20 protein-coding genes and 3 tRNA genes are annotated in these 23,073 nt (G+C 33.8%); 16 read left to right on the forward strand and 7 right to left on the reverse strand.

Going from position 1 to position 23,073, the window contains the following annotated elements; genetic code table 11:
• Positions 1–28: 28 nt before the first annotated feature.
• Positions 29–2,683, reverse strand: coding sequence for a YhgE/Pip family protein (locus QM419_RS07535; protein ID WP_414278378.1), 2,655 nt, complete (start codon positions 2,681–2,683; stop codon positions 29–31).
• Between the two features lie 129 nt (positions 2,684–2,812).
• Here QM419_RS07535 and QM419_RS07540 point away from each other — a divergent pair, with 129 nt between their 5' ends.
• Complete coding sequence (locus tag QM419_RS07540; protein ID WP_414278379.1) at positions 2,813–3,355, forward strand: TetR/AcrR family transcriptional regulator; 543 nt, start codon at positions 2,813–2,815, stop codon at positions 3,353–3,355.
• Positions 3,356–3,394: 39 nt separating this feature from the next.
• Here QM419_RS07540 and QM419_RS07545 read toward each other — a convergent pair.
• From QM419_RS07545 to rlmH, 6 genes are all read right to left on the reverse strand, one after another.
• Positions 3,395–3,468 (reverse strand) — tRNA-Asn (locus tag QM419_RS07545).
• Positions 3,469–3,473: 5 nt separating this feature from the next.
• Positions 3,474–3,545 (reverse strand) — tRNA-Glu (locus QM419_RS07550).
• Between the two features lie 51 nt (positions 3,546–3,596).
• Positions 3,597–4,349: a competence system response regulator transcription factor ComE gene (gene comE / locus QM419_RS07555; protein WP_414278380.1), complete on the reverse strand. Its 753-nt coding sequence runs from the start codon at positions 4,347–4,349 to the stop codon at positions 3,597–3,599.
• Entirely contained in the window at positions 4,346–5,665 is a 1,320-nt protein-coding gene (gene comD, locus QM419_RS07560; RefSeq protein ID WP_414278381.1) for a competence system sensor histidine kinase ComD, read from the reverse strand. Before comD ends, comE begins: the two co-directional genes overlap by 4 nt.
• A gap of 168 nt (positions 5,666–5,833) precedes the next feature.
• A tRNA-Arg gene (locus QM419_RS07565) sits at positions 5,834–5,907 on the reverse strand.
• A 41-nt stretch (positions 5,908–5,948) separates the two neighbouring features.
• Complete coding sequence (rlmH, locus tag QM419_RS07570) at positions 5,949–6,428, reverse strand: 23S rRNA (pseudouridine(1915)-N(3))-methyltransferase RlmH (protein ID WP_414278382.1); 480 nt, start codon at positions 6,426–6,428, stop codon at positions 5,949–5,951.
• A gap of 183 nt (positions 6,429–6,611) precedes the next feature.
• Between rlmH and QM419_RS07575 the strand changes: the two genes are divergently transcribed.
• The 15 genes from QM419_RS07575 (at position 6,612) to ftsH (ending at position 22,949) form a co-directional block, all read left to right on the forward strand.
• Complete coding sequence (locus tag QM419_RS07575; protein WP_006150556.1) at positions 6,612–7,787, forward strand: S1C family serine protease; 1,176 nt, start codon at positions 6,612–6,614, stop codon at positions 7,785–7,787.
• Positions 7,788–7,843: 56 nt separating this feature from the next.
• Complete coding sequence (locus QM419_RS07580; protein ID WP_414278383.1) at positions 7,844–8,605, forward strand: ParB/RepB/Spo0J family partition protein; 762 nt, start codon at positions 7,844–7,846, stop codon at positions 8,603–8,605.
• Positions 8,606–8,816: 211 nt separating this feature from the next.
• A complete protein-coding gene (dnaA, locus tag QM419_RS07585) occupies positions 8,817–10,175 on the forward strand; it encodes a chromosomal replication initiator protein DnaA (protein ID WP_414278384.1) in 1,359 nt (452 codons plus the stop codon).
• 158 nt (positions 10,176–10,333) lie between these two features.
• A complete protein-coding gene (gene dnaN, locus QM419_RS07590; protein WP_414278385.1) occupies positions 10,334–11,470 on the forward strand; it encodes a DNA polymerase III subunit beta in 1,137 nt (378 codons plus the stop codon).
• A gap of 66 nt (positions 11,471–11,536) precedes the next feature.
• Positions 11,537–11,731: a DUF951 domain-containing protein gene (locus tag QM419_RS07595; protein ID WP_006150549.1), complete on the forward strand. Its 195-nt coding sequence runs from the start codon at positions 11,537–11,539 to the stop codon at positions 11,729–11,731.
• 84 nt (positions 11,732–11,815) lie between these two features.
• Positions 11,816–12,931, forward strand: coding sequence for a redox-regulated ATPase YchF (gene ychF / locus QM419_RS07600; RefSeq protein WP_006150542.1), 1,116 nt, complete (start codon positions 11,816–11,818; stop codon positions 12,929–12,931).
• A 72-nt stretch (positions 12,932–13,003) separates the two neighbouring features.
• Complete coding sequence (gene pth / locus QM419_RS07605; RefSeq protein WP_178894383.1) at positions 13,004–13,573, forward strand: aminoacyl-tRNA hydrolase; 570 nt, start codon at positions 13,004–13,006, stop codon at positions 13,571–13,573.
• Positions 13,566–17,069, forward strand: a complete 3,504-nt coding sequence (mfd, locus tag QM419_RS07610) for a transcription-repair coupling factor (RefSeq protein WP_414278391.1) — start codon at positions 13,566–13,568, stop codon at positions 17,067–17,069. Before pth ends, mfd begins: the two co-directional genes overlap by 8 nt.
• Before the next feature lie 65 nt (positions 17,070–17,134).
• A complete protein-coding gene (locus QM419_RS07615) occupies positions 17,135–17,401 on the forward strand; it encodes an RNA-binding S4 domain-containing protein (protein WP_004250926.1) in 267 nt (88 codons plus the stop codon).
• Positions 17,394–17,762, forward strand: coding sequence for a septum formation initiator family protein (locus QM419_RS07620; protein WP_016466544.1), 369 nt, complete (start codon positions 17,394–17,396; stop codon positions 17,760–17,762). Before QM419_RS07615 ends, QM419_RS07620 begins: the two co-directional genes overlap by 8 nt.
• Before the next feature lie 6 nt (positions 17,763–17,768).
• Positions 17,769–17,891, forward strand: a complete 123-nt coding sequence (locus QM419_RS07625) for an SP_0009 family protein (RefSeq protein ID WP_414254512.1) — start codon at positions 17,769–17,771, stop codon at positions 17,889–17,891.
• Positions 17,884–19,152, forward strand: coding sequence for a serine hydrolase (locus tag QM419_RS07630; protein ID WP_414278386.1), 1,269 nt, complete (start codon positions 17,884–17,886; stop codon positions 19,150–19,152). Before QM419_RS07625 ends, QM419_RS07630 begins: the two co-directional genes overlap by 8 nt.
• Positions 19,149–20,423 (forward strand): tRNA lysidine(34) synthetase TilS, encoded by a 1,275-nt coding sequence (gene tilS, locus QM419_RS07635; RefSeq protein WP_414278387.1) that lies wholly within the window; start codon positions 19,149–19,151, stop codon positions 20,421–20,423. Before QM419_RS07630 ends, tilS begins: the two co-directional genes overlap by 4 nt.
• Positions 20,424–20,431: 8 nt before the next feature.
• Positions 20,432–20,974 carry a hypoxanthine phosphoribosyltransferase gene (gene hpt / locus QM419_RS07640; protein ID WP_006150551.1) on the forward strand — a complete coding sequence of 181 codons (543 nt, stop codon included), beginning with the start codon at positions 20,432–20,434 and terminating at the stop codon, positions 20,972–20,974.
• A 16-nt stretch (positions 20,975–20,990) separates the two neighbouring features.
• Positions 20,991–22,949 (forward strand): ATP-dependent zinc metalloprotease FtsH, encoded by a 1,959-nt coding sequence (gene ftsH, locus QM419_RS07645; protein WP_414278388.1) that lies wholly within the window; start codon positions 20,991–20,993, stop codon positions 22,947–22,949.
• Positions 22,950–23,073 lie beyond the last annotated feature (124 nt).

A 23,073-nucleotide genomic window follows, 5' to 3' on the forward strand; every position in this document is an offset into this window, starting at 1 on the left:
ATCATTCATTGTTTCACGTGAAACTTTTTTAATCTTCATCCATTTTTTTAGGTTGATAAGCTAGCATGCCTAATCCTATGAATAAAACCAAAGTTACGAGAAGGAAAATTACCTGATGATGAATATTTCCTGTCATAGAAATGGTTTGTCTCAATCCTGAAACTGAATAACTCATTGGTAACCAAGGATTAACAGCTTTAAAGAAATCATTTGTCAAAGCAAGTGGATAGGTTCCTGCACTCGAAGCTAATTGTAATAATAGCAATATTAGAGAGAAGAAAGCACCCAAACGACTATTCCATGTTGTTAATGCAGTTACCATAGACATAAATGTTAAGCTTGCGATAATAATTAAGAACAAGGTTCTCATTTCATGATTTGCTGTTAGACCAATAAGATGAACGCCACCATAGACTAAGACAGCGGCTAAAACAGCTATAACTCCATTTATCTCAAAGCGAGATTTGAACCAAGCCCAGCGACTTTCAGGATGACGACCTGAAGGTAACTTAGCAAAAATCATATTTGTTGATAATGCTGCAACAAAAAGTGCAACTGATATCATGTAAGGAGCCATTGCAATCCCATTTACAGGAACCTGATCATTATCTGTCTTTGAAAGACTTAAGGGTTCCGCTAATGTTTCTGCATTTTTTGACTCTGTTGATGCTAATTTTAATTGATTGCTTGCGTTAATTAATCCTTGTCCTAGGTCAGTAGTTCCTATTTGTAAACTTTCAATACCAGCAGTTAACGTTGCTCCACCTTCTGCTAATTTTCCAGCGCCATCTGCAATTTTTGCTGCTCCATTTCCTAACTGAGTACTAGCTGAAAGCAACTGACCTGATTTATCTGTTAATTGACTTGAACCAAGTTGTATTTTATCAAGTCCTGCAATTAATTCCGGACTCTTGCTATTTAATTGGTTAGAACCAGATGATAGTTTTTCAATACCTGTTACTAATTCTGGTGTTTTCCCAGCTAGAGTATCCAAACCAGTTGTCAATTTTGAAGAGTTTTCTGTCAACTTGGTTGAGCCAGAAACCAATTGATCCAAACTTGTTGTTAAAGTTGTATTCTTTTCACTTAGTTGATTTACACCTAAAGAAATAGTATCCAATCCTTTAGTATACGCATTAACTCCATTTTCAATTGATTGACTTCCGGGAACTAACTGATTATCTACAGCATTTTGCAACTGTGTAAATCCACTTGACATAGATGTCAAGGAACTAGACGCTATAGGTAAAAGTTGATTTGCTTTAGTCTGTAAAGTAGAAAGATTAGAGACTGGTTGGTTTATACTTCCTAAATTTTCTTTTAAATCTCCTGCCGTCGTTAAAATTGCTTTTGCTGACTCTATCGTAGAATTAGAATTATTTGAAACAGCTTCAGTCAATTCTTTTTTCTGAGTTTCAGTGAGAGATTGATAAGTTGCTGTTGCTTGAAGATTGGTAAGACTTTTCTCTTGTTCTGCTTGACTATTAGTCACAATAGTTTGAGCAAGAGTAGTTATAGTTGTTAAGTCATTAGATATTGTATTTTTAAGATCAGTATTATCTGAAACTGTAACTGATTGGAGAGCCTTATTCAACTCATCTAAACTGCTTGCTAACTGTGTTATATCCTCTTTCTGTTGAGATGTAGTATTTAATTGTGTGGATATTTCTTTGATTCCTTTATTTAATTGAGTAATACCGTCTCTCAATGTATCTGATTGACTTGATAGTTGGTTTGTACCAACAGATAATTTGTCAACTCCGCTTGTATAGGCATTGACACCAACCGAAAATTGACTGAGTCCTGAATTGAGTTGTGAAACTCCACCAGCATATGACTTCATCCCTGTATTTAACTGGTTGACACCTGCAACTAATTCTGGAGTCTTGGAAGATAATTGATTAAGTCCTGTGTCAATCTGTGAAACTGCACTTGTATAGTTCTGTAAACCATCATTAAATGTTCCTAAGCCACTATTTAGTTGCTTTACTCCAGTGACATATGTTGTCAACCCTCTTGTAAATTGTTCACTTCCATCAGAAAAAGTTAAACTTGAGTTAGCTAAAGTATTAAGATTTGAAGACAATGTTTGACTTCCTACAGCCAATTGACCAGCTCCGTTGGCTAATTGTTCACTTCCATCTGCAGCTTTGGTTAAACCGGATTTTAAATCACCCATCTTTTGAAATAAAGCTTTCGTGTAAGTCTCAGTTACACTTGCAGAAACATTTTGTTTTAACTGTGTCATAGCAGAATCACTCATCTTACTTGCAATGAAGCTATGTCCACTAGAAGTTTGATAGTCAATGTTCATTTGTTCTGGGTGATCTGTTAAAATAGAAGCAGCCTTTTCAGACAAATCACTTGGCAAAGTGACTACCATATAGTAGTCACCGTCTTCTAGTCCTTTTTTACCTTCTTCCTCATTTACAAAATGAAAATCTAATGATTTATTTTCCTTTAAATTAGACACCATGTCTTTTCCGATAGCCATCGTATTTCCATTGTAAGTCGCTTCCTTATCATTATTTACAACCGCTACAGGCAACTCAGATAATTGGCCATATGGATCCCACATAGATGATAAAAATATGATGTTGTATAAAGCAGGAATTAGAGAAATCCCTATCATTACAATGATAAAGGTTGGTTTTTTAAAAATTGCTTTCCATTCTTTAAACATATTGTCTCCTTTTTTTAAACATAATGTCTAAAATTTTGATATAATAGATTATACATTAAAAATTCTTATTTACAAGTCAAAATTATCATATTTAGACACTACGTCTATTTTTGTTCAAAAGGAGGAACTATGAAAGAGAGCAACAAACGCTTAAAAACCAAACGTACTATCGAGAACGCCATGGTTCAATTATTAATGGAACAACCATTTGATCAAATTAGCACCGTTAAACTGGCAGAAAAAGCCGGAATTAGTCGTTCTAGTTTTTATACTCATTACAAAGATAAGTATGACATGATTGAACACTACCAAAGTAAGCTATTTCATACTTTTGAGTACATTTTTCAAAAACACGCAAATCATAAAAGAGATGCTATTCTAGAAGTGTTTGAATACTTAGAGTCTGAACCTTTACTAGCTGCTCTTCTATCTGAAAATGGTACAAAAGAGATACAAAACTTCCTGAGAAATAAACTTCACATTATGCTTAGTACTGACCTCCAAAAACGCTTTATGCAATTAAATTTAAACAATATTGAGTTAGAGTATAGCAGTATTTATCTAACAAACGCACTATTTGGTGTATGCCAAACCTGGATTGCTCATGGAAAAAAAGAAAGTCCTCAAGAAATGACAAACTTTCTTATGAAAATGTTGGGAGATGCAAATTAGAGACAAAAAAAGAACACCAATGGTGTTCTTTTTGTTTAACTCCGCCAGTAGGACTCGAACCTACGACATCATGATTAACAGTCATGCGCTACTACCAACTGAGCTATGGCGGATAATATAGTCCGTACGGGATTCGAACCCGTGTTACCGCCGTGAAAAGGCGGTGTCTTAACCCCTTGACCAACGGACCATCTATCTGTAGCAGATATAACCATTATATCAATTTCTTACTAATTGTCAATTACTTTTTAGATTTTTTCTCCAGAATATCTCTCAATTTCCGAACCTTGAGACGGGTAATCGGGCAGCGATGTTCCTCATAAAAAACCACTTCTAAATTTTTTCGATCAATTTCCCTAATATTTCCTACATTAACAAGAAATGATTTATGAGCAGAATAAAATCTTTGGGTTTCTTTATCTTTTTCTTGGATATCCGTCATGGTTCCATAAAATTCTTTAGCGAAATTCTTACCAATAATCCGTAACTTATGAGAAACACCTGTTGTTTCAATATACAAAATATCATGGTAGGGAATCTTCAAATCATTCCCCTTATAGTTATAGTCAAAATAATCCACAACATCTTTATTTTCAAGCAGCATATTTTTGGTATACAAGATACTCTGCTCGATGCGTTTTTTAAACAATTCATCATTAATATCTTTATCAACAAAATCCAAAGCTGAAACTTGATACTTATAAGTCAAGGTAGCAAATTCTGATCTACTAGTGATAAATACGATAATTGCATAGGGATTGTGATGGCGAATAAACTGTGCAACTTCAAATCCTTTTTTCTCAATTCCATGAATATCAATATCTAGAAAATAAAGTTGATTTACTTCATCATTTTCGATGTATTCCTTAAATTCTCGTTCTTTACCTGTTGTTTTATAAGAAATAGGAATATTTAATTCTTTGGAAATTTCATCCAATATTCTTTCTAGTCTGACTTGATGTTCAATAACATCTTCTAAAATTAATACTTTCATTCAAAATCTCTCTTAAATCTAATAATTTGTCTAAACGTGCTATCTTCCATCTCTGTCTCTAAAATGATATTTTCATACTTATCCAAAATCTCTTTGACATTATTAAGGCCAATTCCTCTATTTCTACCTTTAGTAGAAAAACCTAGTTCAAACAAGTCTTCTGAAGGTGTCATAGTAATTCTACACGAATTTTGAATCACGATAACTGTTTCTAAATCCATCTTAATCACTGCAACTTCCATTTGTTTTAAATAACTTTCTGCAGCACCCTCAACAGCATTATTTAACAAAACACTCATAATACGAACAAGATCGAGTAAATCGATTGACAATCTTGTGATAATATCCTTTACTTCTAATGCAAACTCTACGTCATTATTTCTGGCATATACAATAGATTGAGCAATCAAACTTCGTAAAGCTGAATCTTCTATATTGTTTAAATCAAAGTATGTATACTTATCTGAACGTAATTTTTGATTAGCTTTGACTAGAACTTCATTGTAAACCCTGTAAATTTCCTGTAAATCTCCACTATCAATCGCCATTTGCATACTAACAAGCATCCCTGCATAATCATGACGAAAACCACGGATTTCATTGTACAAACCAACAATTTCATCTGTATATGTCTGTAAATGTTCTTGTTCAAATTTTTTCTGTTTTAGGGCAATTTCTTTTTCAACTCGCACCTTATGAGAATTCATAGCGAAGAATATTAGTAGTAAACAGATAAAGACAATTGTTGCTAAAATACTACTAAAACTATTAAAATGTTCATGAATATTCAACATATCTGAAATGAATAATAGAATATGTAGAGCAAAGAAAGCAAAGATGACCTTTTTAAAAAATGGATAAAGGTAATCTTTATCAAAATAAGTAAGTTCAAGATGAAAATAAGTAATAATTTTTTTAGTGATAAAATACGTCAGCATCAAAACCACTACAAAAAATAAATCTTCATATTTTATTAAGAAAGAATCACCTGTTATAGAGGATATGATTACTGCTATAAATGTATGAGTACTTTGATATAATAAAGACAATAATAAACTAATAAAAATAGCTTTGAACTTATTATATTTTTTAAATCCTATTAAATAAGCAAAGATAATACAGGTAAATGAAATTTTTTCCATTCCTAATCCATGTAAAGAAGTTAAATAGAATAAAATTTCAACAATAGACTGTAATATAAATACCCAAGAAATAAACAGATATCTTTCTTTTTTTGTTGCCTTACAAATGAGTTCATAGCTATTTGTTAGAATAAGAATATGAAGAATAACTATGAGTATTTTCAATAAATCCATTATATCTCCCTATAATGTTTTCTCTTTTTCTTTATAAATAAACTTACAAGCCTATTATACAAAACGGAGTCTGTTTTAAAACATTTCATTCTCAACTGCACATTTTTGTACCTGAACTGTCAATTTTTACAAAAAACGCTGGGTTTCCCCAGCGTTAAATCTAGTATATGATCCCAGCAGGATTCGAACCTGCGACCGTTCGCTTAGAAGGCGAATGCTCTATCCAGCTGAGCTATGAGACCTAACTAGTTTATCTTATCAAAATAATCGAGAATAGTCAATCCTATTTATGATAGGGAGAACCTTGTTGGATGGTAAAGGCTCGGTATATCTGTTCTACAAGAACTAGACGCATTAATTGATGTGGAAGAGTCAGTCTACCAAAACTAAGGGATAGATTCGCTCGATTTTTTACTTGAGGAGAAAGACCCAGACTCCCACCAATCACAAAGGTTAAGGTTGAATAACCATTAATAGAAGCTTGTTCTAGTTGTTTACTGAATTCTTCAGAAGACAAGGTTTTCCCTTCAATAGCTAAAACGACAACAAATTCTCTATCCCCAATTTTGGAAAGAATTCGATTTCCCTCTAAATCTAAGATTTTTTCATTTTCTGAATCGCTGGCACGATCTGGTGTCTTTTCATCAGCTAATTCAATCATTTCTACGGCAGCAAATCGTGATATTCTTTTAGAATATTCTGCAATTCCATCTTTGAGATACTTTTCTTTTAGTTTTCCAACTGTTACAATTTTAATTTTCATGCTTCTATTTTATCACAATCGTATTTTATTCACATCTTATTCACAAATAAAAACAGGGAAAATAGTGATAAATTCACAAGTTTTAATCAGTTATCCACAGATTGTTAAAAACTTAAACTTTTTTAAGTTAGGATTAAGTTAATAATTTTATAATTTTATAAAATAAATTTGGAGGATTCTTCTATGAAGAAAAACTTAAAAAAATGGGGACAACTTTTATTAGTCATTCTCATTAGCTTTTTTAGTGGTATTTTAGGTACTTTTACAACATTACAGCTCAGTCAAAAACAAAATAGTGGTACGACAACTACCACTACTGTCAGTAAAGCAGCTGTAAAAAATGAAAACTCAACTACACAAGCAGTCGATAAAGTTAAAGATGCTGTTGTATCTGTCATTACTTACTCATCAAACTCTCAAAACAGTTTAATCACATCTGATGAAACTGATACGGATACCAATGCTGAACAAGTATTCAGTGAAGGTTCTGGTGTCATTTATAAAAAGGAAGGGGATACTGCTTATATTGTAACAAATACTCACGTTATTAATGGCGCTAAAAAAGTTGATATTCGTTTAGCAGATGGTACAAAAGTTCCTGGTGATATTGTGGGTTCTGATACTTATTCAGATATTGCTGTTGTAAAAATTGCTGCAGATAAGGTCACAACAGTGGCCGAATTTGGTGATTCTAATCAACTAACAGTTGGAGAAACAGCTATTGCAATCGGAAGTCCCCTAGGTTCTGAATATGCCAATACTGTGACACAAGGGATTGTATCAAGTTTAAATAGAAATGTCTCTCTAAAATCCGAAGATGGACAAGCTATCTCAACCAATGCTATCCAAACAGATACAGCTATTAACCCTGGTAACTCAGGTGGTCCTTTGATTAATATCCAAGGCCAAGTTATCGGTATTACATCAAGTAAGATTGCCTCTAATGGTGGAACATCTGTCGAAGGTCTTGGTTTTGCAATTCCTGCAAACGACGTAATCAACATTATTAAACAATTAGAAAAAGATGGAAAAGTAACTCGACCTGCTCTTGGAATCCACATGGTTAACTTATCAAATCTTAATACAACTGATCTTCAAAAACTAAAACTTCCTGGAAATGTTACTTCTGGTGTAGCTGTTCGTTCTGTTCAAAAAAATATGCCTGCCAATGGACATCTGCAACAATATGACGTCATTACAAAAATAGATGATAAAGCTATTTCTTCCACTACTGAATTACAAAGTGCTCTATATAGCCACTCTATTGGAGATGAAATGACTGTAACTTATTACCGTAATGGTAAAGAAGAAACAACTAAAATCAAGTTGGACAAGAGTACTAGTGATTTAAATCAATAGTTTACAGATTTGTAAACTTACTTTACAGAATATCAAAGTTGTGATACTGTAGAAACATGGAAAAATTTAAACTCATTCGTATCAGTGATATTCAAAAAAATCCCTATCAACCACGTAAAGAATTTTCAGAAGAAAAAATAAAAGAACTTGCTCAATCTATCAAAGAAAATGGATTAATTCAACCCATTATCGTCCGTCAATCTCCAGTTATTGGATACGAAATTCTAGCTGGAGAAAGACGGTATCGTGCATCCATAGCAGCTGGACTTTCAGAGGTACCTGTAATCATCAAAAAACTTTCTGATCAAGATATGATGATTCACTCAATCATTGAAAATTTGCAGCGGGAAGACTTAAATCCGATTGAGGAAGCAAAAGCTTATCAATCTTTAATTGATAAAGGGTATACTCATGCAGAAATTGCTGACAAAATGGGAAAATCACGTCCCTATATTACTAATCTTGTTCGCTTACTTACGCTCCCTGATTTTATTCTAACGGAAGTAGAAACTGGAAAATTATCTCAAGCACATGCTCGACTCCTAATCCAGCTACCTGTTGAAGAACAAAAAAAATTACTTCATCGTATTCAGACAGAGGATTTATCAGTTCGGCAAGTAGAACATTTACTTCAAGAGGAAAAAAAGAAGAAGAAAATCAGAGAAAAAGATTACTTTATCAAAGAAGAAGAAGAAAATTTAAAAAAATTGTTGGGATTAGATGTCCAAATTGTCCTTCAAAAAAAAGAGGCAGGAAAAATAACTATCTCTTTTCATAATCAAGAAGAGTACCAACGTTTTATTAACAGCCTGAAATAAGGCTGTTATTTTATTTTTCTCAACTCACAGACTTATCCACCAAATCAATATAAATAAAACCAATAAAATCATAAATAATAGCTGTTATCCACAACTTGTGGATAAATCTTTTAAACATTGTGGATTGTTTTTCACAAGTTGTGGAAAAAATGCTTGCTATATGATAAAATAGGTGTAAGATTATACCTTTTAGAAAAGGAGGAGTTTGTTGTTGAAAGAAAAACAATTTTGGAATCAGATTTTAGAATTAGCTAAAGAGCGATTAACACGATCAATGTTTGATTTCTACGCAACACCTGCTGAATTATTAAAGGTCGAGGGAAATGTAGCGACAATATTTTTACCAAGATCTGAAATGGAAATGGTTTGGAGTACAAAACTTAATGATATAATTGTAGCTGTCGGTTTCCAAATATATGATACTGAGATAAAAGCTCAATATGTATTGACTAAGGAAGATTCTAATACCTCCGATATATCAACAACTGTTGAAGATTCTAATCTTCAACAAGAACAAACTATAAAATCTATTCCCTATTCAGAAACAGGATTAAGAGATATCTATACATTTGATAATTTTATCCAAGGCGATGGAAATATTTGGGCTAAGTCTGCTGCTTTAGCCGTCTCGGAAGATCCTGGACTAACTTATAATCCTCTGTTTATATATGGAGGACCTGGTCTAGGGAAAACTCACTTGCTCAATGCTTTGGGTAATGAAATTCTCAAAAAAAATCCTAATGCGCGTGTAAAATATATTCCTGCTGAAAGTTTTATTAATGAATTTTTAGATCATTTAAGACTCAATGATATGGATAATTTTAAAAAAACCTATCGAAGTCTAGATCTCCTTCTTATTGATGACATTCAATCTCTTAGTGGAAATAAAGTACAAACTCAGGATGAATTTTTCAATACATTTAACAAACTTCACAGTAATAATAAACAGATCGTTTTAACGAGTGACCGTAGGCCAGAACAACTAGAAAACCTACCTGAACGACTTGTCACGCGCTTCTCATGGGGATTAACAACAGATATTACTCCACCTGATTTTGAAACTCGTATCGCTATCCTAAATAGTAAAACAGAGGATTTAGATTATCATTTTCAACCTGACACAATCGAATATTTGGCTGGCCAGTTTGATTCAAATGTACGTGAATTAGAAGGTGCGCTCAAAGATATTAGTCTCATGGCTAAAGTCAAACAAATCAACACTATAACTGTGGATATTGCATCTGAGGCTATACGTGCTAGAAAACAAAGCGTCAGCACCATGATTGTCATTCCGATTGAAAAAATCCAAGAGGAAGTCGGAAAATTTTATGATGTGAGCGTTAAGGAGATGAAGGGAACTAGACGTGTTCAGAATATTGTTCTAGCTCGCCAAGTTGCTATGTACCTAGCTAGAGAATTAACTGATAACAGTCTTCCAAAAATCGGAAAAGAATTTGGTGGTAAAGATCATACAACCGTCATTCATGCTCATGCAAAAATCAAATCTATGATTGAAACTGATGATAAATTACGTATAGAAATCGAAACCATCAAAAAGAAAATCAAATAACTTGTGGATAAGTGTTTAAAATGTTACTGATTTATTAACAAATTTTAAACAAGTATAACTTCTTGATTTTTCTAAACTAAACTTGGTTTTCCACAGATTTCACACAGCCTACTATTACTATTAACCTTCTAATAATAAAAATAAATAAAGGAGATGCCATGATTCATTTTTCTATTAATAAAAATTTATTCCTGCAATCATTAAATATTACTAAACGTGCTATTAGTTCAAAAAATGCTATTCCTGTTTTATCAACTATTAAAATTGATGTGACTAACGAAGGAATTACATTAATTGGATCAAATGGTCAAATTTCAATTGAGAATTTCATTTCTCAAAAAGATGAAAATGCAGGTCTTCTGATTAACTCTTTAGGTTCTATCCTTCTAGAAGCTTCATTCTTTATCAATGTTGTTTCTAGTCTTCCAGATGTGACTCTTGATTTTAAAGAAATTGAACAACACCAAATTGTATTAACAAGTGGGAAATCAGAGATTACCCTTAAAGGTAAAGACAGCGAGCAGTATCCACGTATCCAGGAAATTGCAGCAAGTAATCCTTTGGTTCTTGAAACAAAGCTTCTTAAAAAGATTATCAACGAAACTGCCTTTGCAGCTAGTGTTCAAGAAAGTCGTCCAATCTTGACTGGTGTACACTTTGTCTTGAGTAATCATAAAGAATTAAAAACAGTTGCGACAGATTCTCACCGTCTCAGTCAGAAGAAATTGACACTTGAGAAAAATAGTGATAATTTCGACGTTGTTATCCCTAGTCGCTCTCTACGCGAATTTTCAGCTGTTTTTACAGACGATATCGAAACAGTAGAGATTTTCTTCGCAAACAACCAAATTCTCTTTAGAAGCGAAAATATTAGCTTCTACACACGTATCTTAGAAGGTAATTATCCTGATACAGATCGCCTAATTCCAACAGATTTTAATACGACAGTGACTTTTGATGTTGTGAATCTACGTCAATCTATGGAACGTGCACGTCTCCTATCAAGTGCAACTCAAAACGGTACTGTAAAATTAGAAATCAAACAAGGAGTGGTTACAGCCCATGTAAATTCTCCAGAAGTTGGTAAAGTAGACGAAGAAATTGATACAATTGCTGTATCTGGCGAAGACTTGACTATTAGCTTTAACCCAACTTACTTGATTGAAGCACTAAAAGCCTTGAATAGTGAAAAGGTAACAATCAGCTTCATTTCAGCAGTTCGTCCATTTACCTTGGTACCAGCTGATACAGATGAAGATTTCATGCAGCTGATTACACCAGTTCGTACAAATTAAGTTAAAGAGGTTGAGCCTAGCTCACCTCTTTTATGATATAATCAGAAATATGAAAAGGAGAGTAGTATGTATCAAGTTGGAAATTTTGTTGAAATGAAAAAACCACATGCTTGTACAATCAAATCTACAGGCAAAAAAGCAAATCGTTGGGAAATTACTCGTTTAGGTGCAGATATTAAAATTAAATGCAGTAATTGTGATCATGTAGTCATGATGAGTCGCTATGATTTTGAAAGAAAAATGAACAAAATTATCGACTAGAAACACTGAATTGGAGGGTTAGCAAGTTTTCCCTTTTTGTGTTATAATATTGAAAATTGAAATGTGAACGGAGAATGAGAAACTATGGCTTTAACAGCAGGTATCGTGGGTTTGCCAAACGTTGGTAAATCAACCCTATTTAACGCAATTACAAAAGCAGGAGCAGAGGCTGCAAACTATCCATTTGCAACCATTGATCCAAACGTTGGGATGGTAGAAGTTCCAGATGAACGCCTCCAAAAATTAACTGAAATGATCACTCCTAAGAAGACAGTTCCAACAACCTTTGAATTTACAGATATTGCAGGGATTGTAAAAGGTGCGTCAAAAGGTGAAGGTCTTGGTAATAAATTCTTGGCCAATATCCGTGAAGTTGATGCCATTGTCCATGTGGTTCGTGCCTTTGATGATGAAAATGTCATGCGTGAACAAGGTCGTGAAGATGCTTTTGTAGATCCACTAGCAGACATTGATACCATTAACCTAGAATTGATTCTTGCTGACCTAGAATCTGTTAATAAACGCTATGCGCGTGTGGAAAAGATGGCACGTACGCAAAAAGATAAGGAATCAGTTGCAGAATTTAACGTTCTCCAAAAGATTAAACCTGTCCTTGAAGACGGTAAATCAGCTCGTACTATTGAATTTACAGATGAAGAGCAAAAAGTAGTCAAAGGACTCTTCCTTTTGACTACTAAACCAGTTCTTTATGTAGCAAATGTGGATGAGGATGTTGTTGGAGACCCAGAATCTATTGATTATGTGAAGCAGATTCGTGAATTCGCAGAAACAGAAAATGCAGAGGTAGTGGTGATTTCTGCGCGTGCTGAAGAAGAAATTTCTGAATTAGACGATGAAGATAAAAAAGAGTTTCTTGAAGCTATTGGTTTGACAGAATCAGGTGTGGATAAGTTGACTCGTGCAGCTTACCATCTACTTGGACTTGGAACTTACTTCACAGCTGGTGAAAAAGAGGTTCGTGCTTGGACCTTTAAACGTGGTATGAAAGCTCCACAAGCAGCTGGTATCATCCACTCTGACTTCGAAAAAGGTTTTATTCGTGCAGTAACTATGTCTTATGATGATTTGATTAAATACGGATCTGAAAAGGCTGTAAAAGAAGCTGGACGTTTGCGTGAAGAAGGAAAAGAATATGTCGTTCAAGATGGCGATATCATGGAATTCCGCTTTAACGTATAATCAACATTTTTAATAGTGTCAATTAGGTTGGAAAAAAATTCCAACCCTTTTGGATTTTGAAAGGAAATTTTAATGACAAAATTACTTGTAGGATTGGGAAATCCAGGGGATAAATATTTTGAGACAAAGCATAATGTTGGTTTTATGTTGATTGACCAACTAGCAAAAAAACAGAATGTATCCTTTACACACGATAAAATATTCCAAGCTGAATTAGCTTCATTTTTCCTTAATGGTGAAAAAATTTATCTAGTGAAACCAACAACTTTTATGAATGAAAGTGGGAAAGCAGTTCATGCTTTATTAACCTACTATGGTTTAGATATTAAAGATTTACTGATTATTTACGATGATCTTGACATGGAAGTAGGAAAAATTCGTCTTCGCGCTAAAGGATCAGCTGGCGGTCATAATGGTATCAAGTCAATTATCCAACATATTGGTACACAGGTTTTCAATCGTGTAAAGATTGGTATAGGTAGACCTAAAAAAGGAATGTCTGTTGTTCACCACGTTTTGAGTAAATTTGACAAGGATGACTATATAGGTATTTTACAGTCTATTGACAAGGTTGACGATGCTGTAAATTATTATTTACAAGAGAAAAACTTTGAAAAAACAATGCAGAAATACAATGGGTAAGGGAATGTCATTAATCGAATTCTTTTTAGAGAATAATCAGATACAATCATGGAATGGGCATTTATCTCTCAAACAAAGACAATTACTACTTGGTTTATCAGGATCAGCAAAATCCTTAGCTATTGCAAGTAGTGCTAAAAATCAGGACAAGATTTTAGTGATGACATCTACTTATGGAGAAGCTGAGCGTCTAGTAAATGATTTAATTTCTATCCTGGGTACTGATATGGTTTATCCATTTTTAGTAGATGATTCACCAATGGTAGAATTTTTAGTATCGTCACAAGAAAAGATTTTTTCTCGCGTTGAAGCCTTACGTTTTCTAAGAGATAAATCTCAAAAAGGAATATTAGTTTGTAACATGGCAGCTAGTCGTATATTCTTGCCTGATCCTAAGATTTTCGATGATAGTGTTTTAAAACTGCAAGTCGGACAAGAGTGTGAACAAAGAGAATTAAAAAATAAGTTAACTGCACTTGGTTATAAGAAAGTTACACAAGTTCAGAGTCAAGGTGAATTTAGTCTTCGAGGGGATATTTTAGATATCTTTGAAACATCACAAATTTCTCCTTACCGAATTGAATTTTTCGGTGATGAAATAGATGGGATTAGAGAATTTGATGCAGAGACACAATTATCAAAGGAAAGTCGCCCTGAAATTTCTATATATCCCGCTAGTGATATTTTACTAACTGCTGAAGATTATCATCGTGGTCAGGAATTTTTAGAAAAAGAGATTGACAAGACATTGTCACCAACTGTAAAGTCTTACCTAGAAGAAGTTTTTAGTTGCACGAAAGAGCAAGTTTTTCATGCAGATATTCGAAAGTTTTTATCTGTTTTGTATAAAAAACAGTCGACCTTGATTGACTACTTGAACCAAGCGCCTATTATCTTTGATGATTTTCAAAAAATCATGGATCAGTATGATATTTTTGATAAGGAAACAGCTAGCTACTTTACAGAGAATTTACATAATAGTAAAGCTGTATCAAGTTTACAATACTTTGCAGATGTAGAAAGTCAATTAAAAAAATATTTACCAGCTAGCTTCTTTTCTAATTTTCAAAAGGGACTTGGAAATCTAAAATTTGATCATCTTTATCAATTTAATCAATATCCAATGCAAGAGTTCTTCAATCAATTTTCTTTTCTGAAAGAAGAAATTGAACGCTATAAAAAATTAAAATATACGATTGTTCTTCAGTCAAGTAGCGAGAATGAACTAAAAAAATTGTCAAGTATTTTAGAAGAATATGACATAAAAGTTGATAATATTAGTGCGAATGAATTCTGTAAAGGAACTGTCAATATTGTTGAAGGAAACCTTCGTCATGGTTTTAATTTTGTGGATGAGAATCTTGTATTCATCACTGAATATGAAATATTCAAAAAGAAGATTAAACGCAAATACAGAAGACAAAATATTAGCAATGCTGAAAGATTAAAGGATTATAGTGAACTCCAAAAAGGAGACTATGTTGTTCATCAAATTCATGGGATTGGTCAATATTTAGGAATTGAAACGATTGAAATCAAAGGGATTCATAGAGACTACGTAAGTGTTCAATACCAAAATGGAGATCGAATTTCTATCCCTGTAGAACAAATCCAAACCTTATCTAAGTATGTTTCAAGTGACGGTAAGGCTCCAAAGTTAAACAAATTAAACGATGGACGTTTTAAAAAAGCTAAGCAAAAAGTTAAAAATCAAGTTGAAGACATCGCAGATGACTTAATTAAGTTATATGCAGAGAGGAGTCAACTTGAAGGTTTTGCATTTTCAAAAGATGATGAAGACCAAGTTGCTTTTGATGAGGCTTTCCCTTATGTTGAAACTGAGGACCAACTTCGAAGTATAGATGAAATTAAAAGGGATATGCAGACTTCTCAACCAATGGATCGACTCTTAGTTGGAGATGTTGGTTTTGGTAAGACAGAAGTTGCCATGCGAGCTGCATTTAAAGCTGTCAATGATCATAAACAGGTTGTCGTTTTAGTGCCAACAACTGTTCTTGCGCAGCAACATTACAGTAATTTCAAAGAAAGGTTTGAGCAATTTGCTGTAAACGTAGATGTTTTAAGTCGTTTTAGAAGTAAAAAAGAGCAAACTGAAACACTTAAAAAATTGAAAAAAGGCCAGGTAGATATCTTGATTGGAACCCATCGAGTTTTGTCTAAAGATGTTGAATTTGCAGATTTAGGATTGATCATCATCGATGAGGAACAACGTTTTGGTGTCAAGCATAAGGAAGCACTTAAGGAATTAAAAAAGAAGGTGGATGTCTTAACCTTGACAGCTACACCAATTCCTCGAACTCTTCATATGTCTATGCTAGGTATCCGAGATTTATCTGTCATTGAAACCCCTCCAACAAATCGATATCCTGTTCAAACCTATGTTCTTGAACAAAATGATCGTGTGATTCGTGATGCTGTGTTGAGAGAAATCGATCGTGGTGGTCAGGTTTACTATCTTTACAACAAAGTTGACACGATTGAAAAGAAGGTTTCAGAATTACAAGAACTGATTCCTGAAGCTTCTATTGGTTTTGTTCATGGTCAAATGAGTGAAATTCGTTTGGAGAACACACTACTTGATTTCATTGAAGGTGAGTATGATATTTTAGTAACCACGACAATCATAGAGACAGGAGTAGACATTCCAAATGCCAATACCTTGTTTATCGAAAATGCGGATCACATGGGTCTGTCAACCTTGTATCAATTAAGAGGTCGAGTTGGGCGTAGTAATCGAATCGCTTATGCCTACCTCATGTATCGTCCAGATAAATCTTTGACAGAAGTTTCAGAAAAGAGATTAGAAGCCATCAAAGGTTTTACCGAATTAGGTTCTGGTTTCAAAATTGCTATGCGTGATTTATCCATTCGTGGAGCTGGAAACCTTTTAGGGAGTTCGCAGTCTGGTTTTATCGATTCAGTTGGTTTTGAATTGTATTCTCAGTTACTAGAAGAAGCAATTGCTAAGAAAAATGGAACTGACAAGAAACGTGAAAAAGGGAATGCTGAGTTAATTCTACAAATTGATGCTTATCTTCCGGATGAGTACATATCAGATGAGCGCCATAAAATTGAAATTTATAAGAGAATTCGTCAGATTGACAACCGTGTCAACTATGAAGAATTACAAGATGAGTTAATTGACCGTTTTGGTGAGTATCCTGATGTTGTTGCTTATCTTTTAGAAATTGGATTAGTTAAAGCTTATCTAGATAAAGTATTTGTCAATCGAGTTGAAAGAAGAAATAATAAGCTTGTCATTCAATTTGAAAAAATATCGCAACAACTTTTTTTAACCCAAGATTATTTTCAGGCTCTTTCTCAGACAAGTTTGAAGGCTAATATTTCTGAAAATCAAGGTTTAATCGAAGTTGTTTTTGATATTCGAAATAAAAAAGACTATGAGATTTTAGAAGGACTCTTAACCTTTGGAGAATCGTTAGCGAAGATAAAAGATTCAAAAGAGTTACATTAGGGATTACCTTTTTTCTTCTATAAAAGGGATAAAAATGGTACAATAATAATTTGAGGTATTATAAGATGAGATTAGATAAATATTTAAAAGTATCACGAATTATTAAACGCCGTACAGTGGCTAAGGAAGTTGCAGATAAAGGGCGTATCAAGGTAAATGGTATCCTTGCTAAAAGTTCAACTGATTTAAAAATCAATGATCAGGTTGAAATTCGTTTTGGAAATAAATTGTTGCTTGTAAAGGTGCTCGAAATGAAAGATAGCACAAAAAAAGAAGATGCAGCTGGAATGTATGAAATTATCAGTGAAACAAGGGTAGAAGACGATGTATAAAAAAATAGTCCAAATGAATAATTCATTTATTCAAAATGAACACCAACGACGTAAATACATGATGGAAGAACGTCAAAAACGTAATCGTTTTATGGGTTGGGTTTTGATTTTGATTATGTTGTTATTCATCTTACCAACTTACAATTTAGCACAAAGTTATCAACAATTATTAACACGTCGCCAACAACTAACTGATTTGAAAAAACAATATCAGGAATTGAGCGATGAAAAGGATAAAGAAGCTAGTTTAGCAACTAAGTTAAAAGACGAATCCTATGCGGCTAAATATTCCCGTGCAAAATATTATTATTCAAAAACATGGGAGGAAGTTTATACAATTCCGGACTTACTTCCTAGGTAATGTGAAATGGAAAATTTATTAGATATTGTCGAAAAATTTTTAAGTCAGTCAGATGAAAAATTAGATGAGTTAGCTCGAAAGAATCATCTGTTACGACTACAAGAAGAAGAGGGGAAAAAGAATGCGTAAATTTTTAGTGATATTACTACTTCCTATTTTCCTAAAAAGCGTTCAAGTAGTAAGCACTGAGAATCCAGTTATCATTCCAAAACAAGAAGTTTATTCTTTAACTCATACTCCATATCATTTTTATTATCAAGATATTATAGAATCTCCAAAATTTTATGGTGAGACGCCAGTTTATTCTACAGAAGACCTGATTAAAGAATCAGGAAAAGTCAATGCAGAAACAAAATTATCTGTTTTAGAATGGCGATTAAATAAACAAGGACAGCCTGTGTTTAAATTGTCAAATAATCAATTTGTGATGGCTGATAAACGACTTTTATACGATAGTTCCATCGTAAACGATTTTTCTAAACGAGTATGGCTAGAACCAGGATTTGTCGTTTATAATAGTCCTTATGATCAACAAGAATTAAAATCTACTTTAGCAGCTTATCAAGAGGTTGAAGCAGATATGTCTATTTTTGCTGAAGGTCGTGAATTCTTACATATCAAGCAAACGGGCTGGATTTCGACGGATTATATTTCCGATGATGATAATCGTATTCAGAAAGTACAAGAGTTGCTATCTGCAAATTATCAAAATGAACAGTTCTCTATTTATGTGAAACAATTGAGTACAGGTAAGGAAGCTGGCATTAACGAAAATCAGAAAATGTACGCTGCAAGTGTTATGAAATTACCTTATCTTTATTATGTTCAAGAAAAAATCAATCAAGGTGATTATCAACTTGACACGAAATTAAAGTATGTTTCTGAAGTTAATGAATTCCCTGGTTCATACAAACCAGAAGGAAGTGGAAGCCTCCCTAAAACAGCGGATAATAAAGAGTACACAATTAAAGATTTAATCACAAAAACAGCGAAAGAATCTGACAATGTAGCTCATAATATTCTTGCTTATTATGTTACGAATAAATCAGATGATATCTTCAAAAAAGAGATGACTACGATTGCTGGTAATGAATGGGATGTAAACGATAAGTTAGCTTCGGCTAAAATGGCTGGTCAAGTTATGGAATCTATTTACAATCAAAATGGTTTTGTTTTAGAATCCCTATCACAAACATCATTTGATAATCAGAGGATTGCTAAGAATATTTCTGCTAAGGTAGCCCATAAAATTGGGGATGCAGATGAATTTAAACACGATGTGGGAATAGTCTACACAGATTCTCCTTTCATTATTTCAATCTTTACCAAAAATTCTGATTACGATACCATTTCTAAAATTGCTAAGGATGTATATGAGGTCCTAAAATGAGAGACCGCGATTTTTTAAATCATCTTCTAGAAAAGGATTATTTCAAAGATCATTCAAGAGTTGTGCTAGCTTTGTCTGGTGGATTGGATTCGATGTTTCTCTTTCGTCTTCTTTTAACTTATCAAAAAGAACTTGGTATTGAATTGTTTTTAGCTCATGTAAATCATAAACAACGACCAGAGTCAGAGAAGGAAGAAAATGAATTAAGAAAACTGGCAGAACAAGTTGGAGTTCCAATTTATGTAGCTTGTTTTACTGGAAATTTTTCAGAAGCAAATGCTCGTCAATTTCGCTATGAATTTTTTAGAGAGGTAATGGCGCAAACGTCATCTACAGCTCTTGTAACAGCTCATCATGCAGATGATCAAGTTGAGACAATCTTTATGCGATTGATTAGAGGTGTTAGACTACACCATTTATCAGCTATTAAAGAAAGACAAACGTTTAATAAGGGAGAGTTAATTCGTCCTTTGTTGTCTTTTTATAAGAAGGATTTTCCTAAAATTGAGCATTTTGAAGATCCAACGAATAAAGAAAATCACTATCTTCGCAATCGTATTCGCAACCTCTATCTGCCACAGTTAGAAAAAGAAAATGTTCAGGTAAAAAAAGCAATTTTAGAGTTTGGAAAAGAAATTTCTGATTATCAAATTGCTCTGGCTGAATTATCTCAAGCGGTTGATGTAGAAGATTTAACTCAGTTTTTATCTTTTAGTGAAGCAACGCAACGAGTTTTACTACAACAATACCTTAGTCGTTTTGCTGATTTAAATGTAACAAGAGAACAATTTCAAGAAATTCATCATATTTTAAAAACTAAGAGTCAATATCGCCATAGTATAAAAAATGGTTATGAACTTATAAAAGAATACCAGCACTTTCAAATTGGTAAAATCAGACCAAAGTCTGATGAAAAAAGTAGTGAGTGTGTGTTAAACTATCAAAATCAAGTTTATTATGAAGGTTTTCTATTTTCATTCGGAATTCCTTTAAAAGGCGAAAATGTTCAACAAATAAATGTTTCCCGTGAAACATCATTGATTTTGAGGCATCGACAGCCAGGTGATTATTTGATAATAAATGGTCATCGAAAAAAAGTAAGGCGACTTTTTATTGATTTAAAAATTCCTGCAGAAAAACGAAAAAATGCGATTATTGTTGAGCAATTCGGAAAGATTTGTTCAATTTTAGGAATTGAACTCAGTGATTTGAGTATAAAAATGAAAAATGATATAATGAACACTGTACTTTATATAGAAAAAAATAGATAGGTAAAATCATGTTAGAACAAGATATCAAGAAGATTTTGATTTCACAAGATGAAATTACAGAAGCTGCTAAGAAGTTAGGTGCTCAATTGACCAAAGATTATGAAGGTAAAAATCCGATTCTAGTTGGTATTTTAAAAGGATCTATTCCTTTTATGGCAGAATTGGTGAAATATATCGACACTCATCTTGAGATGGACTTTATGATGGTTTCTAGCTATCATGGTGGTACTGTAAGTAGCGGTGTTATCAATATCAAACAAGATGTAACTCAAGATATTAAAGGTAGACATGTTGTTTTTGTGGAAGATATTATCGACACTGGTCAAACCTTGAAAAGTTTGAGAGATATGTTTACTGCTAGAGAAGCGGCATCTGTTAAGATTGTTACAATGCTTGATAAACCTGAAGGCCGTACTGTAGAAATCGAAGCAGACTACACATGTTTTACTATTCCAAATGAATTTGTTGTAGGCTATGGTTTAGACTATAATGAAAATTATCGTAACCTTCCTTATGTAGGCGTATTGAAAGAGGAAGTATACTCAAAATAGAAGGGTAAGTTGTTGAATGCAAAAGCAAAATAATGGTTTTATAAAAAATCCATTTCTTTATTTGTTGATGATTTTCTTGCTAGTAACAGGATTTCAGTACTTTTTCGCTGGAAGAGCTGCTGGGCACAGTCAACAAATTAAATACTCAGAATTGGTGCAGGAAATCACTAACGACAATGTAAAAGAAATAACCTATCAACCAAGTGGTAGTGTTATTGAAGTGTCTGGTGTCTATAAAACTGCTAAAACAGAAAAACCGGAAACAGGTATTCAGTTTTTCACACCTTCTGCAACAAAAGTAGAAAAATTTACAAGTATTATCCTTCCATCAGATACTACTGTAGCGGATTTACAAAAACTGGCTGGCGAACATCAAACACAAATTGAAGTGAAACATGAAAGTTCAAGTGGGATGTGGATTAACATCCTAGTTTCGGTAGTGCCATTTGCCATTTTATTCTTCTTCCTCTTCTCTATGATGGGAAATATGGGCGGAAATAGTGGACGTAATCCAATGAGCTTTGGACGTAATAAAGCTAAGGCTGCTAATAAGGAAGATATCAAAGTACGCTTTTCAGATGTAGCAGGAGCTGAAGAAGAAAAACAAGAACTTGTTGAAGTTGTTGAATTCTTGAAAGATCCAAAACGCTTTACAAAATTAGGTGCTCGTATCCCAGCTGGTGTTCTCTTAGAAGGACCTCCGGGAACTGGTAAAACATTACTTGCTAAAGCAGTAGCAGGAGAAGCTGGAGTACCATTCTTTAGTATTTCAGGTTCTGACTTCGTAGAAATGTTTGTCGGTGTCGGTGCCAGCCGTGTACGTTCTCTCTTTGAGGACGCTAAAAAAGCAGCACCAGCAATTATCTTCATTGATGAAATTGATGCCGTTGGTCGCCAACGTGGTGTCGGTCTTGGTGGAGGTAATGACGAACGTGAACAAACCTTGAACCAACTCTTGATTGAAATGGATGGTTTTGAAGGAAATGAAGGGATCATTGTCATTGCGGCAACGAACCGTTCAGATGTTCTAGACCCAGCCCTTCTTCGTCCAGGTCGTTTTGATAGAAAAGTATTGGTTGGTCGTCCAGATGTTAAGGGACGCGAAGCAATTCTAAAAGTCCATGCTAGAAATAAACCTCTAGCAGAAGATGTAGACTTGAAGTTAGTAGCACAACAAACTCCTGGTTTTGTTGGTGCTGACTTGGAAAACGTATTGAACGAAGCGGCATTAGTTGCTGCTCGTCGTAACAAATCAGTCATCGATGCTTCTGATATTGATGAGGCAGAAGATCGCGTTATTGCAGGGCCTTCTAAGAAAGATAAAATTGTTTCCCAAAAAGAACGTGAAATGGTTGCTTATCACGAGGCCGGACACACTATCGTAGGGTTAGTCTTATCGAATGCGCGTGTCGTTCATAAGGTGACAATTGTTCCTCGTGGTCGTGCAGGTGGTTACATGATTGCTCTTCCAAAAGAAGATCAAATGTTACTATCTAAAGAAGATATGAAAGAACAATTAGCAGGTTTGATGGGTGGACGTGTTGCTGAAGAAATTATCTTTAACGTTCAAACAACAGGTGCATCAAACGACTTCGAACAAGCTACTCAAATGGCGCGTGCTATGGTTACTGAATATGGAATGAGTGAAAAACTTGGTCCGGTTCAATATGAAGGTAATCATGCAATGTTTGGTGCTCAAACTCCACAAAAATCTATTTCAGAGCGTACAGCTTATGAAATTGATGAAGAAGTCCGAGCGTTACTGAATGAAGCACGTAATAAAGCAGCTGAAATTATTCAATCAAATCGCGAAACGCATAAATTGATTGCGGAAGCCTTGTTGAAATATGAAACATTGGATAGTACACAAATCAAATCTCTTTATGAAACAGGAAAAATGCCTGAAGAAGTAGAAGAAGAATCACGTGCCCTATCATATGATGAAGTCAAATCAAAAATGGCTGAAGAAAACTAAAATATTAGTAGGCTATATACAAGAGAGGATACTATTATATCCTCTCTTTCTTATTATAAAAACTAATCTATGAAAAACCAGTAAAAAATTTCAGAAAAATAAACCCAATATCTTGACAAGCGTC

Origin of the sequence: Streptococcus infantis (assembly GCF_047464715.1) — a bacterium.
Classification (GTDB): Bacteria; Bacillota; Bacilli; order Lactobacillales; family Streptococcaceae; genus Streptococcus; species Streptococcus infantis_S.

Coding starts and splice junctions, on each gene's coding strand:
- QM419_RS07535 (WP_414278378.1), bottom strand. CDS start 2,683: ATGTTTAAAGAATGGAAAGCAATTTTTAAAAAACCAACCTTTATCATT.
- QM419_RS07540 (WP_414278379.1), top strand. CDS start 2,813: ATGAAAGAGAGCAACAAACGCTTAAAAACCAAACGTACTATCGAGAAC.
- comE (WP_414278380.1), bottom strand. CDS start 4,349: ATGAAAGTATTAATTTTAGAAGATGTTATTGAACATCAAGTCAGACTA.
- comD (WP_414278381.1), bottom strand. CDS start 5,665: ATGGATTTATTGAAAATACTCATAGTTATTCTTCATATTCTTATTCTA.
- rlmH (WP_414278382.1), bottom strand. CDS start 6,428: ATGAAAATTAAAATTGTAACAGTTGGAAAACTAAAAGAAAAGTATCTC.
- QM419_RS07575 (WP_006150556.1), top strand. CDS start 6,612: ATGAAGAAAAACTTAAAAAAATGGGGACAACTTTTATTAGTCATTCTC.
- QM419_RS07580 (WP_414278383.1), top strand. CDS start 7,844: ATGGAAAAATTTAAACTCATTCGTATCAGTGATATTCAAAAAAATCCC.
- dnaN (WP_414278385.1), top strand. CDS start 10,334: ATGATTCATTTTTCTATTAATAAAAATTTATTCCTGCAATCATTAAAT.
- QM419_RS07595 (WP_006150549.1), top strand. CDS start 11,537: ATGTATCAAGTTGGAAATTTTGTTGAAATGAAAAAACCACATGCTTGT.
- ychF (WP_006150542.1), top strand. CDS start 11,816: ATGGCTTTAACAGCAGGTATCGTGGGTTTGCCAAACGTTGGTAAATCA.
- pth (WP_178894383.1), top strand. CDS start 13,004: ATGACAAAATTACTTGTAGGATTGGGAAATCCAGGGGATAAATATTTT.
- mfd (WP_414278391.1), top strand. CDS start 13,566: ATGGGTAAGGGAATGTCATTAATCGAATTCTTTTTAGAGAATAATCAG.
- QM419_RS07615 (WP_004250926.1), top strand. CDS start 17,135: ATGAGATTAGATAAATATTTAAAAGTATCACGAATTATTAAACGCCGT.
- QM419_RS07620 (WP_016466544.1), top strand. CDS start 17,394: ATGTATAAAAAAATAGTCCAAATGAATAATTCATTTATTCAAAATGAA.
- QM419_RS07625 (WP_414254512.1), top strand. CDS start 17,769: ATGGAAAATTTATTAGATATTGTCGAAAAATTTTTAAGTCAGTCAGAT.
- QM419_RS07630 (WP_414278386.1), top strand. CDS start 17,884: ATGCGTAAATTTTTAGTGATATTACTACTTCCTATTTTCCTAAAAAGC.
- tilS (WP_414278387.1), top strand. CDS start 19,149: ATGAGAGACCGCGATTTTTTAAATCATCTTCTAGAAAAGGATTATTTC.
- hpt (WP_006150551.1), top strand. CDS start 20,432: ATGTTAGAACAAGATATCAAGAAGATTTTGATTTCACAAGATGAAATT.
- ftsH (WP_414278388.1), top strand. CDS start 20,991: ATGCAAAAGCAAAATAATGGTTTTATAAAAAATCCATTTCTTTATTTG.